Here is a 17211-nt window from a genome sequence, read left to right as displayed (position 1 = left end):
AGGCGGATGTGGGTTCGGGCCGCTCCGCTTTCAAGCGTTCCTTGTCTCACGCCCCCGTGAGTCGGACAAGGGTCTGGTCCAGCAGCTCGGCGGGCAGCGTGAGCAGGTGCGGACCTTCGGTGAAGAGCAGCGCGGCCGTCACCCGCCGTCCCGGATAGAGCGGCATGAGCAGCGCGCGGTAGATCGCGAGTTGCGCGACATAGACGTCCGGAACCGCTTCCGGCGTGGCGGGCGGCGGGCGATTGGTCTTGTAATCGACGATAAGCACTTCCTCGCCGGTCACCGCGAGCCGGTCGATCTTGCCCGATACCGCGCGCAGGCGGCCGCCGACGTCGATCGTGCCCATCAGTCCGACCTCGGCGCGCGAGCCGGGCGCGAAGACCGGTGCGAATGCGTGATCGTCCAGCACGCGCTCGACCGACCGCCAGGCGGCGAGACGATCGTTCTCCTCCCAGGTCCTTCCGGCGCGCGAGAGATAGCGCAGAGCTGCCGCCTCGCGCTCGACCGGAGCCATTGCCGGAAGGGATTGCAGGAGCCGGTGAATCGCGGTGCCCCGCTCGATGGCGAAGGAGGGTGCTGCCGCTGGATCGAGCACCGGCGAGGCGGTCGAGGGTGCCAACTCCTCGTCGTCGAAGATCAGCACGGAGGCACCGGACGGTGCCAGGGGGCGGGGCAGAGCGCGGGCCTGCGGCAAGGGCTGCGAGAGAGCCGGGGGCATGAGGTCCGGTTCGGTCTCCGGCCTTGCCTCCTCCTCCGTGGACGCAACGGCGGTCTGTTCGGTGACGCGGTAGCGGCGCACCTGCAGTTCGGCCAGCGGGTGCCGGAACTGATCGACCGGCGCGTGCGCGAAGCCGTTGGCCACCAAGCTATGCCAGATGCCTGGATCCGGCTGGCGTACGCCGCGATAACCGCACACGATCAGCCGGTCCTCGGCGCGTGTCATGCCGACATAGAGGAGCCGTCGGTACTCCTCCTTCGCTTTCTCGCCAATCGCGTCGGAGATTTCGCGCGACGCCCTGTTGGCGATATCGGAGGAACTGCGCCAGACATAGCCGCTGCCGGGCCACAGCGCCTTCTTCGACTGGAACGGCAGGAGCCTTGGCAGATGGCTGTCGGAAAACGGCGCGCTGCCGGCATCGACGAGGAAGACAACCGGCGCCTCCAGCCCCTTCGAGGCATGGACGGTCATGATGCGGACCTCGTCGCGCGTCTGGTCCATCTCGCGCTTGATGTCCGGGCCGGCGTTTTCCAGCGTCGAGAGAAAGGTTTCGAGGTCGGCGGCGCCCGTCTTCTCGGCCGCGAGGCAGAAGTTCTGGAACTCGTCGAGGATCTCGCCGGCCTCGTGGCCGAGGCGCCCGATCAATTTCCGGCGCACGCCATCGCGGCCTAGGATGGCGGCGTAGAACTCGAAAACGGGCTTGGTGTCCGCCTCGGCGCGCCAGCGCTCGAGAATGGACACGACCTCGTCCCAGACCTCGCCGTCCGCCGCGCGGGCGCGTAACACGTCCCACAACGAGGTCTTCGAAGACCGGTTCGAGGCGAAGGCGAAAAGGTCGTCCTCTGTACGCCCGAACACCGGACTCTTCAGGAGGGCGGCCAGCGACAGGTCGTCGTGCGGCTGGAGCACGAACCGGCCGAGCGCGATCAGGTCCTGCACCGCGATGTGGGTGCCAAGGTTGAGCCGGTCGGCCCCGGCGACGGGGATTTGGCGGTTCTTCAGGCCGCGCGAGAGAGCATGGATGAAGCGGTCGCGCTTGCGCACCAGGACCAGCACGTCGCCCGGCTTGATGCGACGTCCCTTGCCGTCGATGCACTCGCCGTCGCGGAGCCAGCCATGGATGGTTCCCGCCACGATCTCGGCCAGCCGAACCGCCGGCGCGGAGGCGTGATCGATCGACTGGGTCCAGTCGTCGGGCTCCTCGACCTGCTCCGGTTCGATCTGGTCCCAGAGTTCGACCAACCCCGGTTCGCCGGCGCGGATCGCCTTGTGCTCCAGCGGCTCTGGATCGTGCGTCAAGCCCTGGCGCGCCTCTTCCGATGAAAATACGAGGTCGACGGCCGAAAGCACGTCCTCGGTGGAGCGGAAGGAATGCGTCAGCCGGACGCGCTCGAAACCGGCTTTGGCGGCGCCGACCCGTTGCGAGAACAGCCTTCCGTGCCGGTCGAATGCCTCCGGCTCTGCCCCCTGGAAGGAATAGATCGACTGCTTCTCGTCGCCGACGGCGAAGACCGTGCGATGGACGTTGCCGCGGGCGCCGGCGCCGGTGAAGAACTCGTCAGTCAGTCCGGCCACGACCCGCCATTGATCCGGGCTGGTGTCCTGTGCTTCATCGACGAGGATATGGTCTATGCCCTGATCGAGCTTGTACTGGATCCACGGGCCGACATCCTGGCGCGACAGGAGACGCACGGTGCGGGTGATCAGATCGTTGAAATCGAGGAAGCCGCGCGCGCTTTTCAGCCGTTCGTAGCGGGCGATGAGCCAGTCGGCGATGACGAGCGCGGAGCGGGTGGCATTGAGCATGCGGAAGGTCGAGAGCCGGTCGCAGACCGTCGACAGCGCCTGCGATATCCGCTCGTGCTCGGATGCGAACTCCGGAAAATACTCGCCCACCCCGCGCGCCATGACGTTCTTGTGGGACTTCGGCTCCCATTCGCCCGCGCGCCTGGCCTTGAGGAAGACGTCGCGCGCGGCGATCAGGCCCGCCACGAGATCGGGACTGGAGCAGGCGGAGGTGAGCTGCGCGGCGAAGTTCTGGGCGTTGACCTTTCCCGAAGCCCGCGCGCGCTCGTTGATCCGGCGGGCGAGATCGGCGGTGAAGAAGCCGTCGGGCCAGGCGGCGCGGGCGACCTCTTCCTCCGTCTCCCCGTCGGTGAACCCGAACTCTTCGAACAGGTCGGCGAAGCCCGAAGGGGCACCGCCGAGGGCGTCGATGAAGGCGCGCAGCGTGTCGCGTTTGCCGACGATCTCGGCCAGGAGCCCGTCGAGCCCGGCCTCTCCACCGGCCTGCAGCACGGAGGCGAAGGCGTCCGCGAGCGACCCGTCATCGCCTACGGAGGCGCCGGACAGGAGGTCGCGGCGGGCCTCCGCCACCAGCGCCTGCTCCATCTGGCTGTCGAGCATCTCGAAATGGCCGGCGATGTTGGCCTCCAGCGGGAAGCGGTGCAGCACCGCTTCGCAGAAGGCGTGGATGGTCTGGATCTTCAGGCCGCCCGGCGTTTCGAGCGCCCGCGCGAAGAGCTGCCGCGCCAGCGCGAGCTTCGCCCGATCCGACTGCCGTCCCTCGATCCTGCCGATCTCGTTCGCGAGCGTCTCCTCGTCCAGCGTGGCCCAGCGGCCGAGGTCGCGGAAGACGCGGGTCGCCATGTTGGCGGCGGCGGCCTTGGTGTAGGTGAGGCACAAGATGCGCGCCGGATCGGCGCCGTCGAGCAGCAGACGCACGACGCGCAGCGACAGCACGTGCGTCTTGCCCGAGCCGGCATGGGCGGAGACCCAGGCGGAGTTCAGCGGATCGGAGGCGCGTGCCTGGTTGCGCACCGTCTCGTCGGGAATGAAGTAGGTCTTCTTCATTCGCCGGCATCCCCCGCATCGGTGCCGTCTGCGCCCGCCGACCACTCGAGCACGCGCGCCAGGTGGTCGTAGTCGCCGCTGGTGTCTCCCTCGCGGAAAGGCAACGCGCGCGACAGGTAGCCGGTTTCGGGATTGCCGTAGTGCGCGATCAGCTTCTCCAGCCGCGCCCAGGCTTCGTCCGAGAGTTCGGAAGCGGAACGGATCGCGCTCTTGAACTTGAGGATCGATTCGGGAACCACCTCGCCATTGGCTTTCAGCCGAACGTAGAGGAGATCGGCGGGCTCGGCCTTGCCCGCGCCGGCGAAGGCGCCGTGCTTCAAGAGCGCGCCTTCGAGCGCCAGTTGCGGCGCAAGCAGCGTGTGCGCCTGCCCCTTGGAGGGAGACGTGCCCGTCTTGTAGTCGATGATGTCGGCGAGCCCCGACGGACGGCTATCGATGCGGTCAGCATAGCCCGAGAGCGTCACGCCCGTGGTGCCGATAGGCGTCGCCTGGGCACGATCCTCGGCGTGGCGACTCAGAAGCCCCGGGGCGCGGTCGCGCTCGAAGCCGATCAGATGCGGCGCCATGGCCATGAAGCGCGGCCACCAGACCGCCTCGACGTCAACGGGAAGCGCGATCTCGTCGAAGCAGGCGCGGCCGATGGCGACGAGGCGGTCCCGCGCGTCGTGGGCGTTCGGATCGACGCCGGACGCGGTGAAGCGATGCAGGATCTCGTGGAACAGCGTTCCGCGCTCGGCTGCGCCTGGATCGCGAACCAGCGGCTCCATCGGGTAGAGGCCGAGGATGCGTTTCGCGTAGATCGCAAAGGGGTCGCGCCGCAGCGTCTCGATCTCCGTGACCGAGAATTTCTTCGGCCGCGCGTCGAGCGGCGGTTTCGGATTGGGGCGCGGGGCGAAAGGCACGTCCTCGCCGTCGTCGAGCTGGCGCGCCCAGCCGATGTACCGCTCGCCGCGGCGCTTCAATGCCCCGGCTTCCTCCGCGCCGACGACCGTCAGGAGGCGCTGGAGCCAGCGCGAGGCGACGGCGGGCGCGTCCCCGGCGCGCGCGGCCCGGCTGAGCACCACGCGCTCGGTGCCCATCGCCATGACGAAATCGTGCGCGGCAAGGCCGATGCGGCGTTCGGGCGGCTCGAGGTCGATGCCGGTCTTCATCATGCGCGACATGAAGCGGTCGGCTTCGGCCTTGCGCGGCCATGTGCCCTCGTTGAGGCCGCCGATCACCAGAAGATCGGCGCTTTGCAGCCGCGCCTCCAGCGTTCCCCAGATCGAAACGCGCGGATCGCTGCCGGCCGATGGCTTGACGGTCTCCGCCGAGATCAACGCGCCGAGGATCGCCGGCCATTCGGCGGGGGCGACGGCGGTGTCGCCGCAGGCGGCAACCAGGTCGCGCAGGAAGGAGACGAGGCCCTCACCCGCGTCGCCCGGGTAGAGCCCGGCAAGGCTGCCGTCCTCGTCCCGCCCCATCGCCTCCAGCCCCGCTACCGTGGCGGCGGCGAGATCGGCCATCGACGCCTCGTCGCGGTCGCGCAGGGCGATCAGCGGCTGTAGCGCATCGGCGAGCGAGATGAGCAGCCTCGCGACCGAGCCAACATCGTCCGAGCCGAGACGGTCCCACCAGAAGGGCTTTCTCGGAGCGGTCTCGAAGCCGTCGTGGCGGTCGAGGAAATCGCTGGCTAGGGTGGCGATGTCGGGCCGTCCTGTGCCGCCGCGCAGCGCCACGAGTTCGGTCAGTTCGACGAGGCGGCGGATTTCGGCGCGCCGGTGGCCGATGCGAAACATCGGATGCTTCAGGAGGGCGAGCAGCGGCACCGGATCGCCGGGCGCGAAGACCGCGGTCAGCATCTGGATCAACAGCTGGCCTGGAAGCGTCCGCGAGAGCAGCGTGCCACCGGAATCGTCGGCGACGATGCCGAAGCGTGCGAGTTCGGCCGCGACGCGGCGGGCGAGTTCGCGGTCGCTGGTGACCAGCGCCACGTGGCTGTCCTCGCCCGTTATCGCCTCGCGGAGGGCAACAGCGACCGCAATCGCCTCTTCGCGCTCGTTCGCCGCCTCGATCAGCGCCACGCCCGACAGGGCACCGCTCGACAGCGCGCGCTCCACGACGTTGCGCGTTTCGAGCCAGCGCTCGGTCGTCTCGGCCGGACGCAGGGCCTCGCTGACGACGACGTTGCGTCCCGCGAGAGCCGGCGGCGGCGCGCCCAGTTCGACGACGTCGTCGCGCAGCAGCCCGATGGTGGCGAGAAGCTTCTTCAGGCCGTATTGCGGATGGCCGAAGGCCGAGCTCGGCTGGCTGCTTTCGCCGATCACCTTCCAGGCCTCGGCATCGAGCATGCGGTCGAGACCGGGCAGGATCACGGCGCCTTGCGGCAGGCGCGCGATCGACGCGAGAAGCCGCGCCGTCGCCGGGATCGAGCCGGTTGAGCCGGCGGCGATTACCGGGCCGGACGGCGGATTGCGCCGCATCCGTTCGGCTTCGGCGCGGATCATGGCGCCGCGGTGCGCGGCCGGGTTCGACCGGTCGAGTTCCTCCAGCATCTTCGGCCAGGCATCGGTGACGATCGACAGGAACTCGAGCGTGACCTGCCACCAGGCGGCAAGGTCGCGGCCGACCAGCGAGGCGAGGCCGGCCCATTCGACGCCCTCGGTCTCGATCTCATCCATCAGGGCGGCGAGATCGCGCGCGAGCCAGATCGAATCGGCGAAGGAGGCCGGAACCACGATGTCTTCCTCGAACATGGCGGCAACGTGTGACGGCAGGCGGCGTTTCCAGGCTTGTATCAGCGGTGCCAGGGCGAGCAGCCGCTCCATCGGCGCGATCGGCGGCGCAAGTTCGAGTTCGGCGGCCGAATTGCCTTCGAAAAGGACCGCATCCTCGTCGAAATCGCCGAGAGGGCGGATCACCGGGAGGATGGCCGAGCCACCCATGCGCGATGCGAAGATGGCGCGAAGTTCGCGCGCGGCGCGGCGCGTCGGAACGTAGATCGTCGCGTCGGCGAGCCTCAGCGGATCGCCATCGAAGACGAAGCCCGGCACGAGGTCGCCCGCAAGGAACGTGTCCACCAGCGTCGGCAGGAAGCGGACGCCGGGCGGGATCGAGTACACCCGAGGCGTCGTGATCGTGCTCATGAGGCCTCGGCCGGTGCTCTCGCGACCGCCGCCTCGGCGAGCGGGATCGCGTCCGGAGTGCCGACCGTGATCCAGTGTCCGCGCAGGCGATGGCCGAAGAGCCGGCCACTGGCGATCGCGGCGTCGAAATAGCGGTTGAGCGAGTGCGGCCCTGCGGGCGCGCCCTCGAAGATGCGGGGATGGACGATGGCGGCGCCGGCATAGATGAGGCCGGCCGGATCGCCGCGCGAGCGGGCAAGCCGTCCGTCGCCGTCGAGGAGGAAATCCGTTCCGCCGGAATGGCCCGTCGCATGGGCGAGGTCGGCCAAGAGCAGGAGGATGTCCATCGTCTCCTCATCCCATCGGCGCGCCAGGGCGGCGAGATTGGGTTCGTCCTCGTCCAGCCAGAACGTGTCGGCATTGAGGACGAAGAACGGCTCGTCCCCCAGGAGCGGCAGCGCCTTGACGATGCCGCCGGCCGAATCGAGCAGAAGATCGCTCTCGTCCGAGATCGTGACCGAAGGATGTGCGCGATCCGCAACATGGGCGGCGATCTGGCCGCCGAGATAATGCGTGTTGACGACAGCCCGCGCCACGCCGGCGCGGTCAAGCGCCTCGAGCCCCCAGTCCATCAGGGGCTTGCCGGCGATGCGCACGAGCGGCTTCGGGATCGTGTCGGTGATCGGCCGCATTCGTTTGCCCAGGCCCGCGGCGAGCACCATGGCGGTCCTGGGGACGGTCCGGTTCATGCGGCGGTTTCTTCCAGCAGTCCGTGATGCCTGTAGAACTGCGCCACCGGTGCCAGCGAGGGATGCGCCAGCGCGCGGCCAAGATAGGCCCTGATGCGCGGCAGGTGCTTCAGGTATTGCGGCTTGCCGTCGCGCCGGTCGAGCCGCACGAAGATGCCGAGGATCTTGGAATTGCGCTGCGCAGCCATGATGGCATAGGCCTCCTCGAAACCGCTGCGGTCGAACGGGCCAGCGGCGGTCCGCGCCTCCACATAGGCCTGCACGATCGCGCGTTCGAGTTCTGCCGGGATGGTGACCCGCGCATCCATGGCGAGCGACGCCACGTCGTAGGCCGCCGGGCCGATCATGGCGTCCTGGAAATCGACGAGGCCCAGTCGGTCGAGCCCCTGCCGCTCCTCGCGCCAGATCAGGTTGGGCGAGTGGTAGTCCCGCAGAACGAGGCTCGTCTCGGCATTTTCCAGCCGGTCGAAGACCGCATTCCAGGCGTCGAGGAATTCTCCGCGCACCGAAGCCTCCGGCGGCCTGCCGGTCGCATAGGGCATGTACCAGTCGGTGACCAGCTCGACCTCTATCATCATCGCGCCGCGATCATAGCGTGGGATTGCGTGCTTGGCGTCCGCGCTCGTGCATATCTCCTCCGACCACGGCTTAACATGGATGGCGGCAAGCAGGCGCGCCGCTTCCTCGTAGCGTTCGCGCACCGGCTCTCCCTCCGGCGACAGAAACGAACCCGAGCCGAGATGCTCGATCAGAAGCAGGCCGGAATCGATGTCGGCGGCGTAAACTTCCGGCGCGCAGAAACCCTCCGACCGCAGCGCTTCGTCTATGGCGACGAAAGGCAGGACGGATTCGGCGAGGTGGGCGATCTGGCTGTAGGGCTTGCCGTCGCGGATCGGCGGACCGTCCGGCTGCTTCGGCGCGTTCATGAGGATACGGACACCCTGTTCCGTCTCCACCGTCTCGTAGGCGCGGGTCGAAGCATCGCCGAGAAGGAAGCGGCGATGCCCCTGCCCCCAACCGGCATCGCGGAGGAAAGACCGGATCGCCAGCGAGCGTCGGAGGCGCGCCAGTGCCGCGGGCTCGCCGGAGACCGTGGCGCGGCGGCTTCCGCCCTCTTGTTCGATCCGGATGATCAGCGACGCTGCCGGCAGGCGATCGCCCGCCCTCTCCGGCCATTCGACAAGGATCGCGCCCGAGCCGGCAAGCTCGTCGATGCCGAGTTCGTCGATCTCGTCAGGGTCTGCCAGCCGGTAGAGGTCGAGGTGGTGGACGGGAATGCGCAGTTCGTAGCTCTGCACGAGGGTAAAGGTCGGGCTTGGCACCTCGAGGTCCGGGTCGCCCGCCATCGCCCTGATCAGCGCCCGCGCCAGCGTGGTCTTGCCGGCGCCGAGATCGCCTTCCAGCCGGATCAGGTCGCCGGGCCTGACGGCGAGCGATATGTCTTCGCCGAACAGCTGGGTGGCCGCCTCGTCGCCAAGCGCGATCTCCAGCGCGGACTTGTCCATGCAGTGCCTACTCAGCCGCCTTCGCCTCACGCGGCGCGAGGGGGAAGCGGCAGGTTACCGACGTCCCGCGCGATTTTCCCGTGTCGATCTCGACCGACCCGCCGTGCAGTTCCACAAAGCTCTTTACGATGGCGAGACCAAGGCCGGCGCCGCGGCGCCGGCCGCCATTGGTGCGCGGCTCGAAGCGCTTGAATGCGGTATCGAGGATCTCGGGCGGCATTCCCGGCCCGTCGTCGTGAACGAAGAACTCCACCCGATCGGCGACCCGCCGGCAGGAGAGCACGACCGTGCTGCCTTCGGGAGCGTAGTTGGCGGCATTGCTCAACAGGTTGAAGAGGATCTGGCGCAGGCGCTGCTCGTCGGCGAAAAACGCGTCGGGGGCATCCTTCAGGTCGACCCGAAGCGCGATGTGGTGTTCGCGCATCTTCTCGAAGGCCAGTTCAGCCGTCTCGTTGACCGTCTTGGCGATCGGCACCTCCCCGATCTCCAGTTCCATGATTCCGGCGTCGACCGTGGCGAGGTCGAGGATGTCGTTGACGATCGTCAGCAGCACCGAGGAGGAAGAGGCGATGTGGTCGAGATATTCCTGCTGCCGCTCGTTCAGGGGGCCGGTCTCGGGCAGTTCGAGCAGTTCGGTAAAGCCGATGATGTTGGTCAGCGGCGAGCGCAGTTCGTACGACACGTGCTGGACGAAGTCGTTCTTCAGCTGGTCGGCCTTCTGCAGCGCCTCGTTCTTTTCCTGCAGGGCGCGTTCGAAGTTCACGCTGTCGGTAACGTCGACGAAGGTCATCATCACCTGGCCGTTGGGCAACGGGATCACCGCGTAGCTCAGGATCGTGCCGTCGACGAGTTCGGCCTTGCCGTGCGTCTCGCGCCGCTCGTCGTCGAAGCCGGTCACGGCGGCGACGAAGTCCGGCCAGGGGCCGTCGACGCAGACCCGCTCGCATGCCTTGCGGATCACCGCGATGTGCGTGCTGACGCCGATCTCGGAATGCTCCAGCCGCCAGAGCGTGGCGAATGCGGGGTTGAAGAGCCGGACGCGCCCGTCGGGACCGAAGACCGCCACGCCTTCGGCGAGATTGTCGAGCGTCTCTCCCTGGACGCGCACGGCGGTGTTGTAGCGGCTCTCGAGATCGAACCGTTCGGTGAGGTTCTCGAATACCCAGGTGACGCCGCCGCGCGGGTTTGGATTGGCGACCACGCGGATCGTGCGCGCGTCGGGCAGATGCCACCAGTGTTCCTGTGAATCGACCGAACGGTAGGCGGACAGAAGGTTCTCTTTCCAGCGGCGCCATTCGGGCTGCTCGGCGAGCTTGCCGGCGCTGCGCAGCCGGTCGAGCACCAGCGTGTTGTCCGGCGCGCTCTCGAGGAACCCGGGCTCGAATTCCCACAGTTTCTGGAAGGCCTGGTTGAAGAAGCGCAGTTTCTCGTCCGCGTCGAAGATCGCCACCGCGGTCGTCAGTTGGTCGAGCGTCTCCGAATGGCTGCGCAACGTCCGCTCGTATTCGGCCCGCAATGCCTCGATGTCGCTTTTGTCGACGGCGATGCCGGCACCGCCCGCCTCGTTCATGACGTCCGTGACGGCAAAAAGCCTGCGATCGCCGTCGATCACCGTCGAAACCGTCTGGTGGAAGACGGGCTCGGTCAGGTGGTGCCGGGCCAAGGTCTCGCGGGCCTGCGTGCCGAGCAGTTCGCGCTTTTCGGCCACGGCCTGGCCGGCCGACTGCGCCTCGACTGCGGCCGCGTAGGCATGGTTGGCATGTTGAAGCCGGCCGGCGGCGTCGCGCAGCCAGAACGGCATGTCGAGGGCATCGAGAAGCTTGAGGATGATCTCGTGCTCGGACGCAAGCGCCGAATGTTCCGCCTTCAGGCGGGCATGTTCGCGCTGCTTCTCGGAAAGCGAGTGGAACCGCACGATGGCATGCGAGGCGGACTTGCGGCCATGCACCTCCAGCACTCCGCCGGCGACCGTCTCGGCGGCGAGATCGAAGGCGGCGCCCGTCGCGCGCAGGTTGGCTATGGCATTTTCCAGAGCGGCAGCCGAACGCGCGGTGAGCCAGCGGCCGAAGGCGAGGAAGGAGGCGCGCTCTTCCGGCACGCCCGGAGTGGACGGTAGCGAGCCCAGGATCTCGGGCCTGCGATGCTCGCTCCCCCAAACCACCGTGCGCTGATCCTTCATGCTGGCGAGCGCGTCCGAGCGCTGCACGGCGGCGTTGAGCTCGGCGATCCTTTCGCGGAGATCGAGGTTTTCCGCGGCGATCCTGCCGCGTTCCCTGATCAGCCAGATAGCCGAGAGCATAGCCGCGCCGAGCACGCCGGCGAAGGTGGCGAACTGGATGACTTCGAATGCGCCGAATTCGGTGGCGCGGTGCACGACCTGTCCCAGGCCGGGCTCCTGCGCGGACGCTCCACCCTGCCAGGCGACGGCGCAGGCGAGCGCGGGCAGAATGGCCGTTCCGCCAGCCAGCGCCCTGCCAAAGCCCGCCTTCGCGGCTCCCGTGACGTTCATCCGCGAACGAGGCCCGCCGATCCCCGAATCCTGCGGGCTAGATGATTGCATCCCCTTCTTCCTCTCCGCCGCTCGAGAGCCAGATCGCCTCGCCGCCCGCTTGTTCGCATCCCCGCCGCGGGCCGCAACTTTGGCGAATCACTTCACTGTACCCATGCGAGGAATCGCCGTGAAGAAGGTTGTCGAACAAAAAGAAAGCCGGGCGGGAAGGTCCCGCCCGGCAATCAACATGTTGTAGTGAAAGCGGGATTCGTCAGTATCTGTAGTGTTCCGGCTTGAACGGACCTTGCGACGTGACACCGATGTAGGACGCCTGCTCTGCCGACAGTTCCGTGAGCTTGGCGCCGAGCTTGTCGAGGTGCAGCCGCGCCACCTTCTCGTCGAGGTGCTTGGGCAGGACGTAGACCTTGTTCTCGTACTGGCCGGCCTTCGTCCAGAGCTCGATCTGGGCCAGCACCTGGTTGGTGAAGGACGCCGACATGACGAAGCTCGGGTGGCCGGTGGCGTTGCCGAGGTTGAGCAGCCGTCCTTCGGAAAGCAGCAGGATGCGGGTGCCTCCCGGGAACTCGATCATGTCGACCTGCGGCTTGATGTTGGTCCACTTGAGATTGCGCAACGCCGAAACCTGGATCTCGTTGTCGAAGTGGCCGATGTTGCCAACGATCGCCATGTCCTTCATCCGGCGCATGTGCTCGATCGTGATGACGTCCTTGTTGCCGGTCGTGGTGATGACGATGTCGGCCGTCGGCGCGACATCCTCCAGCGTCACCACCTCGAAGCCGTCCATGGCCGCCTGCAGCGCGCAGATCGGGTCGATCTCGGTGACCTTGACGCGGGCGCCGGCACCGCGCAGCGAGGCGGCCGAACCTTTGCCGACGTCGCCGTAGCCGCACACGACGGCGACCTTCCCGGCCATCATGACATCGGTGCCGCGGCGGATGCCGTCGACCAGGGATTCCTTGCAGCCGTACTTGTTGTCGAACTTCGACTTGGTCACGCTGTCGTTCACGTTGATGGCAGGGAAGGGAAGGAGCCCCTTCTTCTGAAGCTGGTAGAGCCGGTTGACACCCGTGGTGGTCTCTTCCGTCACGCCCTTGATGGCGTCGCGGTTCTTCGTGAAGAAGCCCGGCGTCTCGGCCATGCGCTTCTTGATCTGGGCGAAAAGGATTTCCTCCTCCTCGTTGCCGGGGTTGGACAGGACGTCCTCGCCCGCTTCGGCGCGGGCGCCTAGCAGGATGTACATGGTGGCGTCGCCGCCATCATCGAGGATCATGTTGGTGGTGCCGCCGTCGGTCCACTGGAAGATCCGGTCGGTATACTGCCAGTACTCGTCCAGAGTCTCGCCCTTGACCGCGAAGACCGGCGTGCCGCTGGCGGCGATCGCCGATGCGGCGTGGTCCTGGGTGGAGAAGATGTTGCAGGACGCCCAGCGGACGTCGGCGCCGAGCGCCTTCAGCGTCTCGATCAGGACCGCGGTCTGGATGGTCATATGAAGCGAGCCGGAAATGCGCGCGCCTTTCAGCGGTTTGGTCTCGCCAAACTCTTCGCGGCAGGCCATGAGGCCCGGCATCTCGGTTTCGGCGATGTCGATCTCCTTGCGGCCCCAGTCCGCAAGCGCGATGTCCTTGACGATGTAATCCTGGCTCTGTGCCATTGGGCGTCTCCAGTTGAACGAAAGCCGGGGCAGCGACAGATGTCGCCCCCCGATGTCGCGGGCTGACTAGCAGATCGAGAGGGCGGCGGCAACGGGATATAACGAAATCTTTATCCCTGCATACGACGTGGCAAACGTCAGACCTCTTCGCCGAAGCGGTTGGAAACAAGCGCCGCCAGCGCCTCGACGGCCCCCTCCGCCTCCGGTCCCGAGGCGCTCACCTTTATGAAGCTTCCCGGGCTGGCGGCGAGCATCATCAGCCCCATGATCGAGGTGCCGCCGACCGAGATGCCGTCCCGCTCGACGGTGATGACGGCCTCGAAGCCGCCGGCGACCTGAACGAAGCGCGCAGAGGCGCGCGCATGCAGGCCTCGCTGGTTGACGATCTCGATCTCGCGAACCACCAGATCGGTCTCCCCCACGTCCGGCTCCGCAATCATTTTCCGCTCAGCACCTGGCTCGCGACGTTGATGTACTTTCGCCCCGCCGTCTGAGCCCCTTCGAGCGCCGCGGCCATGCTGTCGCCGGCCCGCACGCTCGTGAGCTTGATGAGCATGGGAAGGTTCATTCCGGCGATCACCTCTATCCGTCCCGCTTCCATGACGGAAATCGCCAGGTTCGACGGCGTTCCGCCGAACATGTCGGTCAGGACGATGACCCCGGCGCCCGTGTCGGCACGCTCCACCGCCTCCACGATCTCGCGCCTGCGCTGCTCGATATCGTCATCCGCTCCGATTGCGATCGTCTCGAAGTTTTCCTGCGGCCCCACGACATGCTCCACCGCATGGCGAAATTCCTCGGCCAGCCGACCGTGCGTCACGAGCACGAGTCCGATCATGAATGAAAAGCTCCCGTCATGGCCCTCGATCAGGGGAACGTGTCTTCTTCGGGATCGGCCGGATGCCTCCCCGCTGGCAGGAGCGCTATCTTGTCGAGCAGCCTCACGTTGACAAGCCCAAATCGTCCCGCCGCTGAGCAAAAGGTCGCGATACCGCCTGCGTCACGGTGGCCTCCCTCCCGTTGCCGCGAAGTCCCAGGAAAGCCATAACCGCAGGCAAGGCGCCGACCACATTGCGTTGCGGCAGCCGGAGCCGGGGCAGCGGGATGCCACAAATTTCCTCAGATTCGCCCTGATGGAAACGCGGCGCCTCCTCGGCCGGAACGAGCCGGACGAGCGCATCCACGATCATCCGCGGCTCGTGGGGAACAGGCACCGGGCCCAGCCCCCTCGCCTCGGCAAGCCCGGCGATGGCGGCCGGAGCATGGGCGGCCAATCGGACGCCAACCACCGAGACGAGAACCTGGTCGTCGGCAACGAGACGCGCGAAATGCCCCTCGCTCGATGCTTGCGCGATAATGGCGAGCGCCAGGGTCGTCTTGCCGCTGCCGGAGGCTCCGAGGATGAGCAGACCCCGTTCGCCAGCGACCAGCCCGGTTGCGTGGATGTTCTGCAATGGTCAGCTTTCGGCCGGCAGCCTGACGACGAACCGTGCGCCCCGGATGTCGCCGGGCTTTGCTCCGACGATGTTTTCGGCCGTAAGCTGACCGCCATGCGCTTCCACGATCTGCCGGCTTATCGACAGGCCGAGGCCGGAGTTCTGGCCAAAAGCCTCGGTGGAGGGCCGATCCGTATAGAAGCGTTCGAAGATCCGCTCGATGTTCTCGACGCGAATGCCCGGACCGTTGTCCTCCACCGTGATGATGACGTGGCGATTGCTGCGCATGAGGCTGACGACGATCCGCCCGTCCTTGTCGGGCACGAACGAACGGGCGTTCTCGATCAGGTTGGTGATCACCTGCCCGATCCGCAGGTCGTGGCCGGAAACGTGGAAGCTCTTGGCGGCGTCCTTGGGCGCGCGGAACTCTATCGCCACCTTCTTGCGGTGCCTGCCCTGCTGGAGCGACAGGTCGACGAGGTCGCCGACCAGCTTCTTCACGTCAACCCGGGAGGCATCCTCGCGGGCCAGCTCCGCATCGAGGCGTGAGGCGTCCGAAATGTCGCTGATCAGCCGGTCAAGCCGGCGCACGTCGTGCTGGATGACGTCCAGCAGCCTCTTCCTCGTTTCGTCGTTCCGGGCGAGCGGCAGGGTCTCGACCGCGCTGCGCAACGAGGTGAGCGGGTTCTTCAGTTCGTGCGCGACATCGGCCGCGAAACTCTCGATCGCGTCGATGCGCGCGTACATCGCATTCGTCATGTCGCGGAGCGCGATCGACAGATTCCCGATCTCGTCCTGCCGGTCGGAAAAGTCGGGAATTTCCTCGCGGCTGCGCACGCCGCGCCTCACGCGCACGGCGGCGGCCGACAGGCGGCGCAGCGGATTGGCGATCGTGGAAGCCAGAAGCATGGACAGGATCGCCGTGACGAGTGCCGCCACGCCGAAGACGCGGAAAATCGCCCGGCGCTCGTCGGCGACGATCTTGTCGATGTCGCCACCCTGCGTCGACAGGAGCAGGACACCGAGGACGGCGCGGAACCGCTGAACGGGCACGGCGACCGACACGATCATCTCGCCCTGTTCGCTGATGCGCACAACGAAGCCTGGGCTGCCGATCAGCGCGTTCACCACCTCGGGATAGGCAGCGCCGCTTCCGCCGGGCTGCTCGCGGTAGACGGGCAAGTCCTTGCGCTCGAAGAAGCGGTAGATGAAGTCCTCGATACGGTCGATGAAATCCTGTTCCGCTTCTTCCAGGGGGGGAAGGTCGTAGCGGAGGATCTGTCCGCGCGAATAGAGATGCCGTGAATCCAGCAGAAGGTTGCCGTCGCGGTCGTAGATGCGGGCGCGGGTTCTGGTCGGCGAGATCAGGCGGCGAAGCACCGGCGCGACCCGTTCCGGATTGATGGGGAACTCGAGGCTGTCGAGCTGATCGGTTCCCGGCGCGATGCTCTGCCCGGCCTGAAGCTCCAGCAACTTCTCGGGGTCGACCGTGATGGTGTCCGTCTCCACCGTCGCGGACGCGGCAATCGCAGCCGCGATGATTTCGCCCTGCGTCATCAGGCTTTCCACGCGCGCCTCGATCAGGCCGTCGCGGAACTGGTTGAGATAGAGGATGCCGAGAACGAGCACCACGAGACCGGCGAGGTTGAGAAAGAGGATGCGCCGCGTCAGGCTCGAGAAGATGTGGTGGCCGAAGAACCGGCGGAACGGCACCATGATCCATCCCGCCAGGACCGGCGGTCGGCGCGCGCCGGCCTTGCTCGGCTGTGCTGATCTGACGTCGGCCACCATGGACTGCCGGACACCGTTCCCGACGCTCGGCTGGAGCGGATCGCGTCTAGGCCTCGCGGAAGCGATAGCCCACCCCATAGAGCGTTTCGATCATGTCGAATTCGTCATCGACGGACTTGAACTTCTTTCTCAGCCTCTTGATGTGGCTGTCAATGGTCCGGTCGTCGACGTAGACCTGCTCGTCATAGGCCGAATCCATGAGAGAATCGCGGCTCTTGACCACGCCCGGCCGCTGCGCCAGCGAATGGAGGATCAGGAACTCGGTCACCGTAAGCGTCACCGGTTCGCCCTTCCAGGTGCAGGTATGGCGCTCCTGGTCCATTACGAGCTGGCCCCTTTCGAGGGACTTGCTCTGCTGGGTCGGCGATTTGGCTGCCGCCTCCCGGGCGCTGGCGCGACGCAGCACCGCCTTCACGCGCTCGACCAGAAGGCGTTGCGAGAACGGCTTCCGGATAAAGTCGTCGGCGCCCATCTTGAGACCGAAGAGTTCGTCTATCTCGTCGTCCTTGGACGTCAGGAAGATCACCGGAAGGTCGCTCTTCTGGCGCAGTCGGCGCAGCAGTTCCATTCCGTCCATGCGCGGCATCTTGATGTCGAGCACGGCGAGGTTGGGCGGACGCGCGGCAAAGCCCTCCAGAGCGGAAGCCCCATCCGTGTAGGTTTCCACGCGGTAGCCTTCCGATTCCAGTGCGATCGAGACGGAGGTCAGGATATTCCGGTCGTCGTCGACGAGTGCGATCGTTGCCATATCAAGCGGTTCCCTCATGCGCCGGCGTCCCTTCCTGCTGACGGAAAGGGTTATAGGCGGACAAATTAGGTACAAAATGTGGCACAGATGACTTCCCGTGTCACACCCGGCTCCTTGAAAACCGGCCGGTCCGAGCCCCGGCAG

11 protein-coding genes are annotated in these 17211 nt (G+C 66.8%); all 11 read right to left on the bottom strand.

From position 1 onward, the window contains the following. Window positions 1-46: 46 nt before the first annotated feature. The 11 genes from addA to ABGN05_RS18595 all read right to left on the bottom strand — a co-directional run bounded on the left by addA (window position 47) and on the right by ABGN05_RS18595 (window position 17067). Window positions 47-3571, bottom strand: coding sequence for a double-strand break repair helicase AddA (gene addA / locus ABGN05_RS18645; RefSeq protein WP_367955545.1), 3525 nt, complete (start codon window positions 3569-3571; stop codon window positions 47-49). Further along, on the bottom strand, window positions 3568-6696 hold the full coding sequence (addB, locus tag ABGN05_RS18640; protein ID WP_367955544.1) for a double-strand break repair protein AddB: 3129 nt from the start codon (window positions 6694-6696) through the stop codon (window positions 3568-3570). The genes addA and addB overlap by 4 nt, the downstream gene beginning before the upstream one ends. Then, a complete protein-coding gene (locus tag ABGN05_RS18635) occupies window positions 6693-7424 on the bottom strand; it encodes a nucleotidyltransferase family protein (protein WP_367955543.1) in 732 nt (243 codons plus the stop codon). Before ABGN05_RS18635 ends, addB begins: the two co-directional genes overlap by 4 nt. Continuing rightward, window positions 7421-8929, bottom strand: a complete 1509-nt coding sequence (gene tsaE / locus ABGN05_RS18630) for a tRNA (adenosine(37)-N6)-threonylcarbamoyltransferase complex ATPase subunit type 1 TsaE (protein ID WP_367955542.1) — start codon at window positions 8927-8929, stop codon at window positions 7421-7423. The genes ABGN05_RS18635 and tsaE overlap by 4 nt, the downstream gene beginning before the upstream one ends. Before the next feature lie 7 nt (window positions 8930-8936). Then, a complete protein-coding gene (locus ABGN05_RS18625) occupies window positions 8937-11489 on the bottom strand; it encodes a sensor histidine kinase (protein ID WP_367955541.1) in 2553 nt (850 codons plus the stop codon). A 202-nt stretch (window positions 11490-11691) separates the two neighbouring features. Further along, window positions 11692-13092 (bottom strand): adenosylhomocysteinase, encoded by a 1401-nt coding sequence (gene ahcY / locus ABGN05_RS18620; RefSeq protein WP_367955540.1) that lies wholly within the window; start codon window positions 13090-13092, stop codon window positions 11692-11694. A 137-nt stretch (window positions 13093-13229) separates the two neighbouring features. Next, the gene (locus tag ABGN05_RS18615) at window positions 13230-13532 is read right to left on the bottom strand and encodes an HPr family phosphocarrier protein (RefSeq protein ID WP_373695949.1); all 303 of its coding nucleotides are present in this window, start codon (window positions 13530-13532) and stop codon (window positions 13230-13232) included. Next, on the bottom strand, window positions 13529-13930 hold the full coding sequence (locus ABGN05_RS18610) for a PTS sugar transporter subunit IIA (protein WP_367955538.1): 402 nt from the start codon (window positions 13928-13930) through the stop codon (window positions 13529-13531). Before ABGN05_RS18610 ends, ABGN05_RS18615 begins: the two co-directional genes overlap by 4 nt. Before the next feature lie 103 nt (window positions 13931-14033). Further along, entirely contained in the window at window positions 14034-14546 is a 513-nt protein-coding gene (locus tag ABGN05_RS18605; RefSeq protein ID WP_367955537.1) for an HPr kinase/phosphorylase, read from the bottom strand. A gap of 3 nt (window positions 14547-14549) precedes the next feature. Further along, a complete protein-coding gene (locus ABGN05_RS18600; protein WP_373695948.1) occupies window positions 14550-16244 on the bottom strand; it encodes a sensor histidine kinase in 1695 nt (564 codons plus the stop codon). Between the two features lie 121 nt (window positions 16245-16365). Then, window positions 16366-17067 (bottom strand): response regulator transcription factor, encoded by a 702-nt coding sequence (locus tag ABGN05_RS18595; protein ID WP_367955535.1) that lies wholly within the window; start codon window positions 17065-17067, stop codon window positions 16366-16368. Window positions 17068-17211: the final 144 nt, after the last annotated feature.

It is taken from the genome of Aquibium pacificum, from assembly GCF_040839445.1.
Classification (GTDB): Bacteria; Pseudomonadota; Alphaproteobacteria; order Rhizobiales; family Rhizobiaceae; genus Aquibium; species Aquibium pacificus.
The sequence above is the reverse complement of the archived record's forward strand: the minus strand, read 5'-3'. Positions and strand labels throughout refer to the sequence as shown.

Coding starts and splice junctions, on each gene's coding strand:
- addA (WP_367955545.1), bottom strand. CDS start 3,571: ATGAAGAAGACCTACTTCATTCCCGACGAGACGGTGCGCAACCAGGCA.
- addB (WP_367955544.1), bottom strand. CDS start 6,696: ATGAGCACGATCACGACGCCTCGGGTGTACTCGATCCCGCCCGGCGTC.
- ABGN05_RS18635 (WP_367955543.1), bottom strand. CDS start 7,424: ATGAACCGGACCGTCCCCAGGACCGCCATGGTGCTCGCCGCGGGCCTG.
- tsaE (WP_367955542.1), bottom strand. CDS start 8,929: ATGGACAAGTCCGCGCTGGAGATCGCGCTTGGCGACGAGGCGGCCACC.
- ABGN05_RS18625 (WP_367955541.1), bottom strand. CDS start 11,489: ATGCAATCATCTAGCCCGCAGGATTCGGGGATCGGCGGGCCTCGTTCG.
- ahcY (WP_367955540.1), bottom strand. CDS start 13,092: ATGGCACAGAGCCAGGATTACATCGTCAAGGACATCGCGCTTGCGGAC.
- ABGN05_RS18615 (WP_373695949.1), bottom strand. CDS start 13,532: ATGATTGCGGAGCCGGACGTGGGGGAGACCGATCTGGTGGTTCGCGAG.
- ABGN05_RS18610 (WP_367955538.1), bottom strand. CDS start 13,930: ATGATCGGACTCGTGCTCGTGACGCACGGTCGGCTGGCCGAGGAATTT.
- ABGN05_RS18600 (WP_373695948.1), bottom strand. CDS start 16,244: ATGGTGCCGTTCCGCCGGTTCTTCGGCCACCACATCTTCTCGAGCCTG.
- ABGN05_RS18595 (WP_367955535.1), bottom strand. CDS start 17,067: ATGGCAACGATCGCACTCGTCGACGACGACCGGAATATCCTGACCTCC.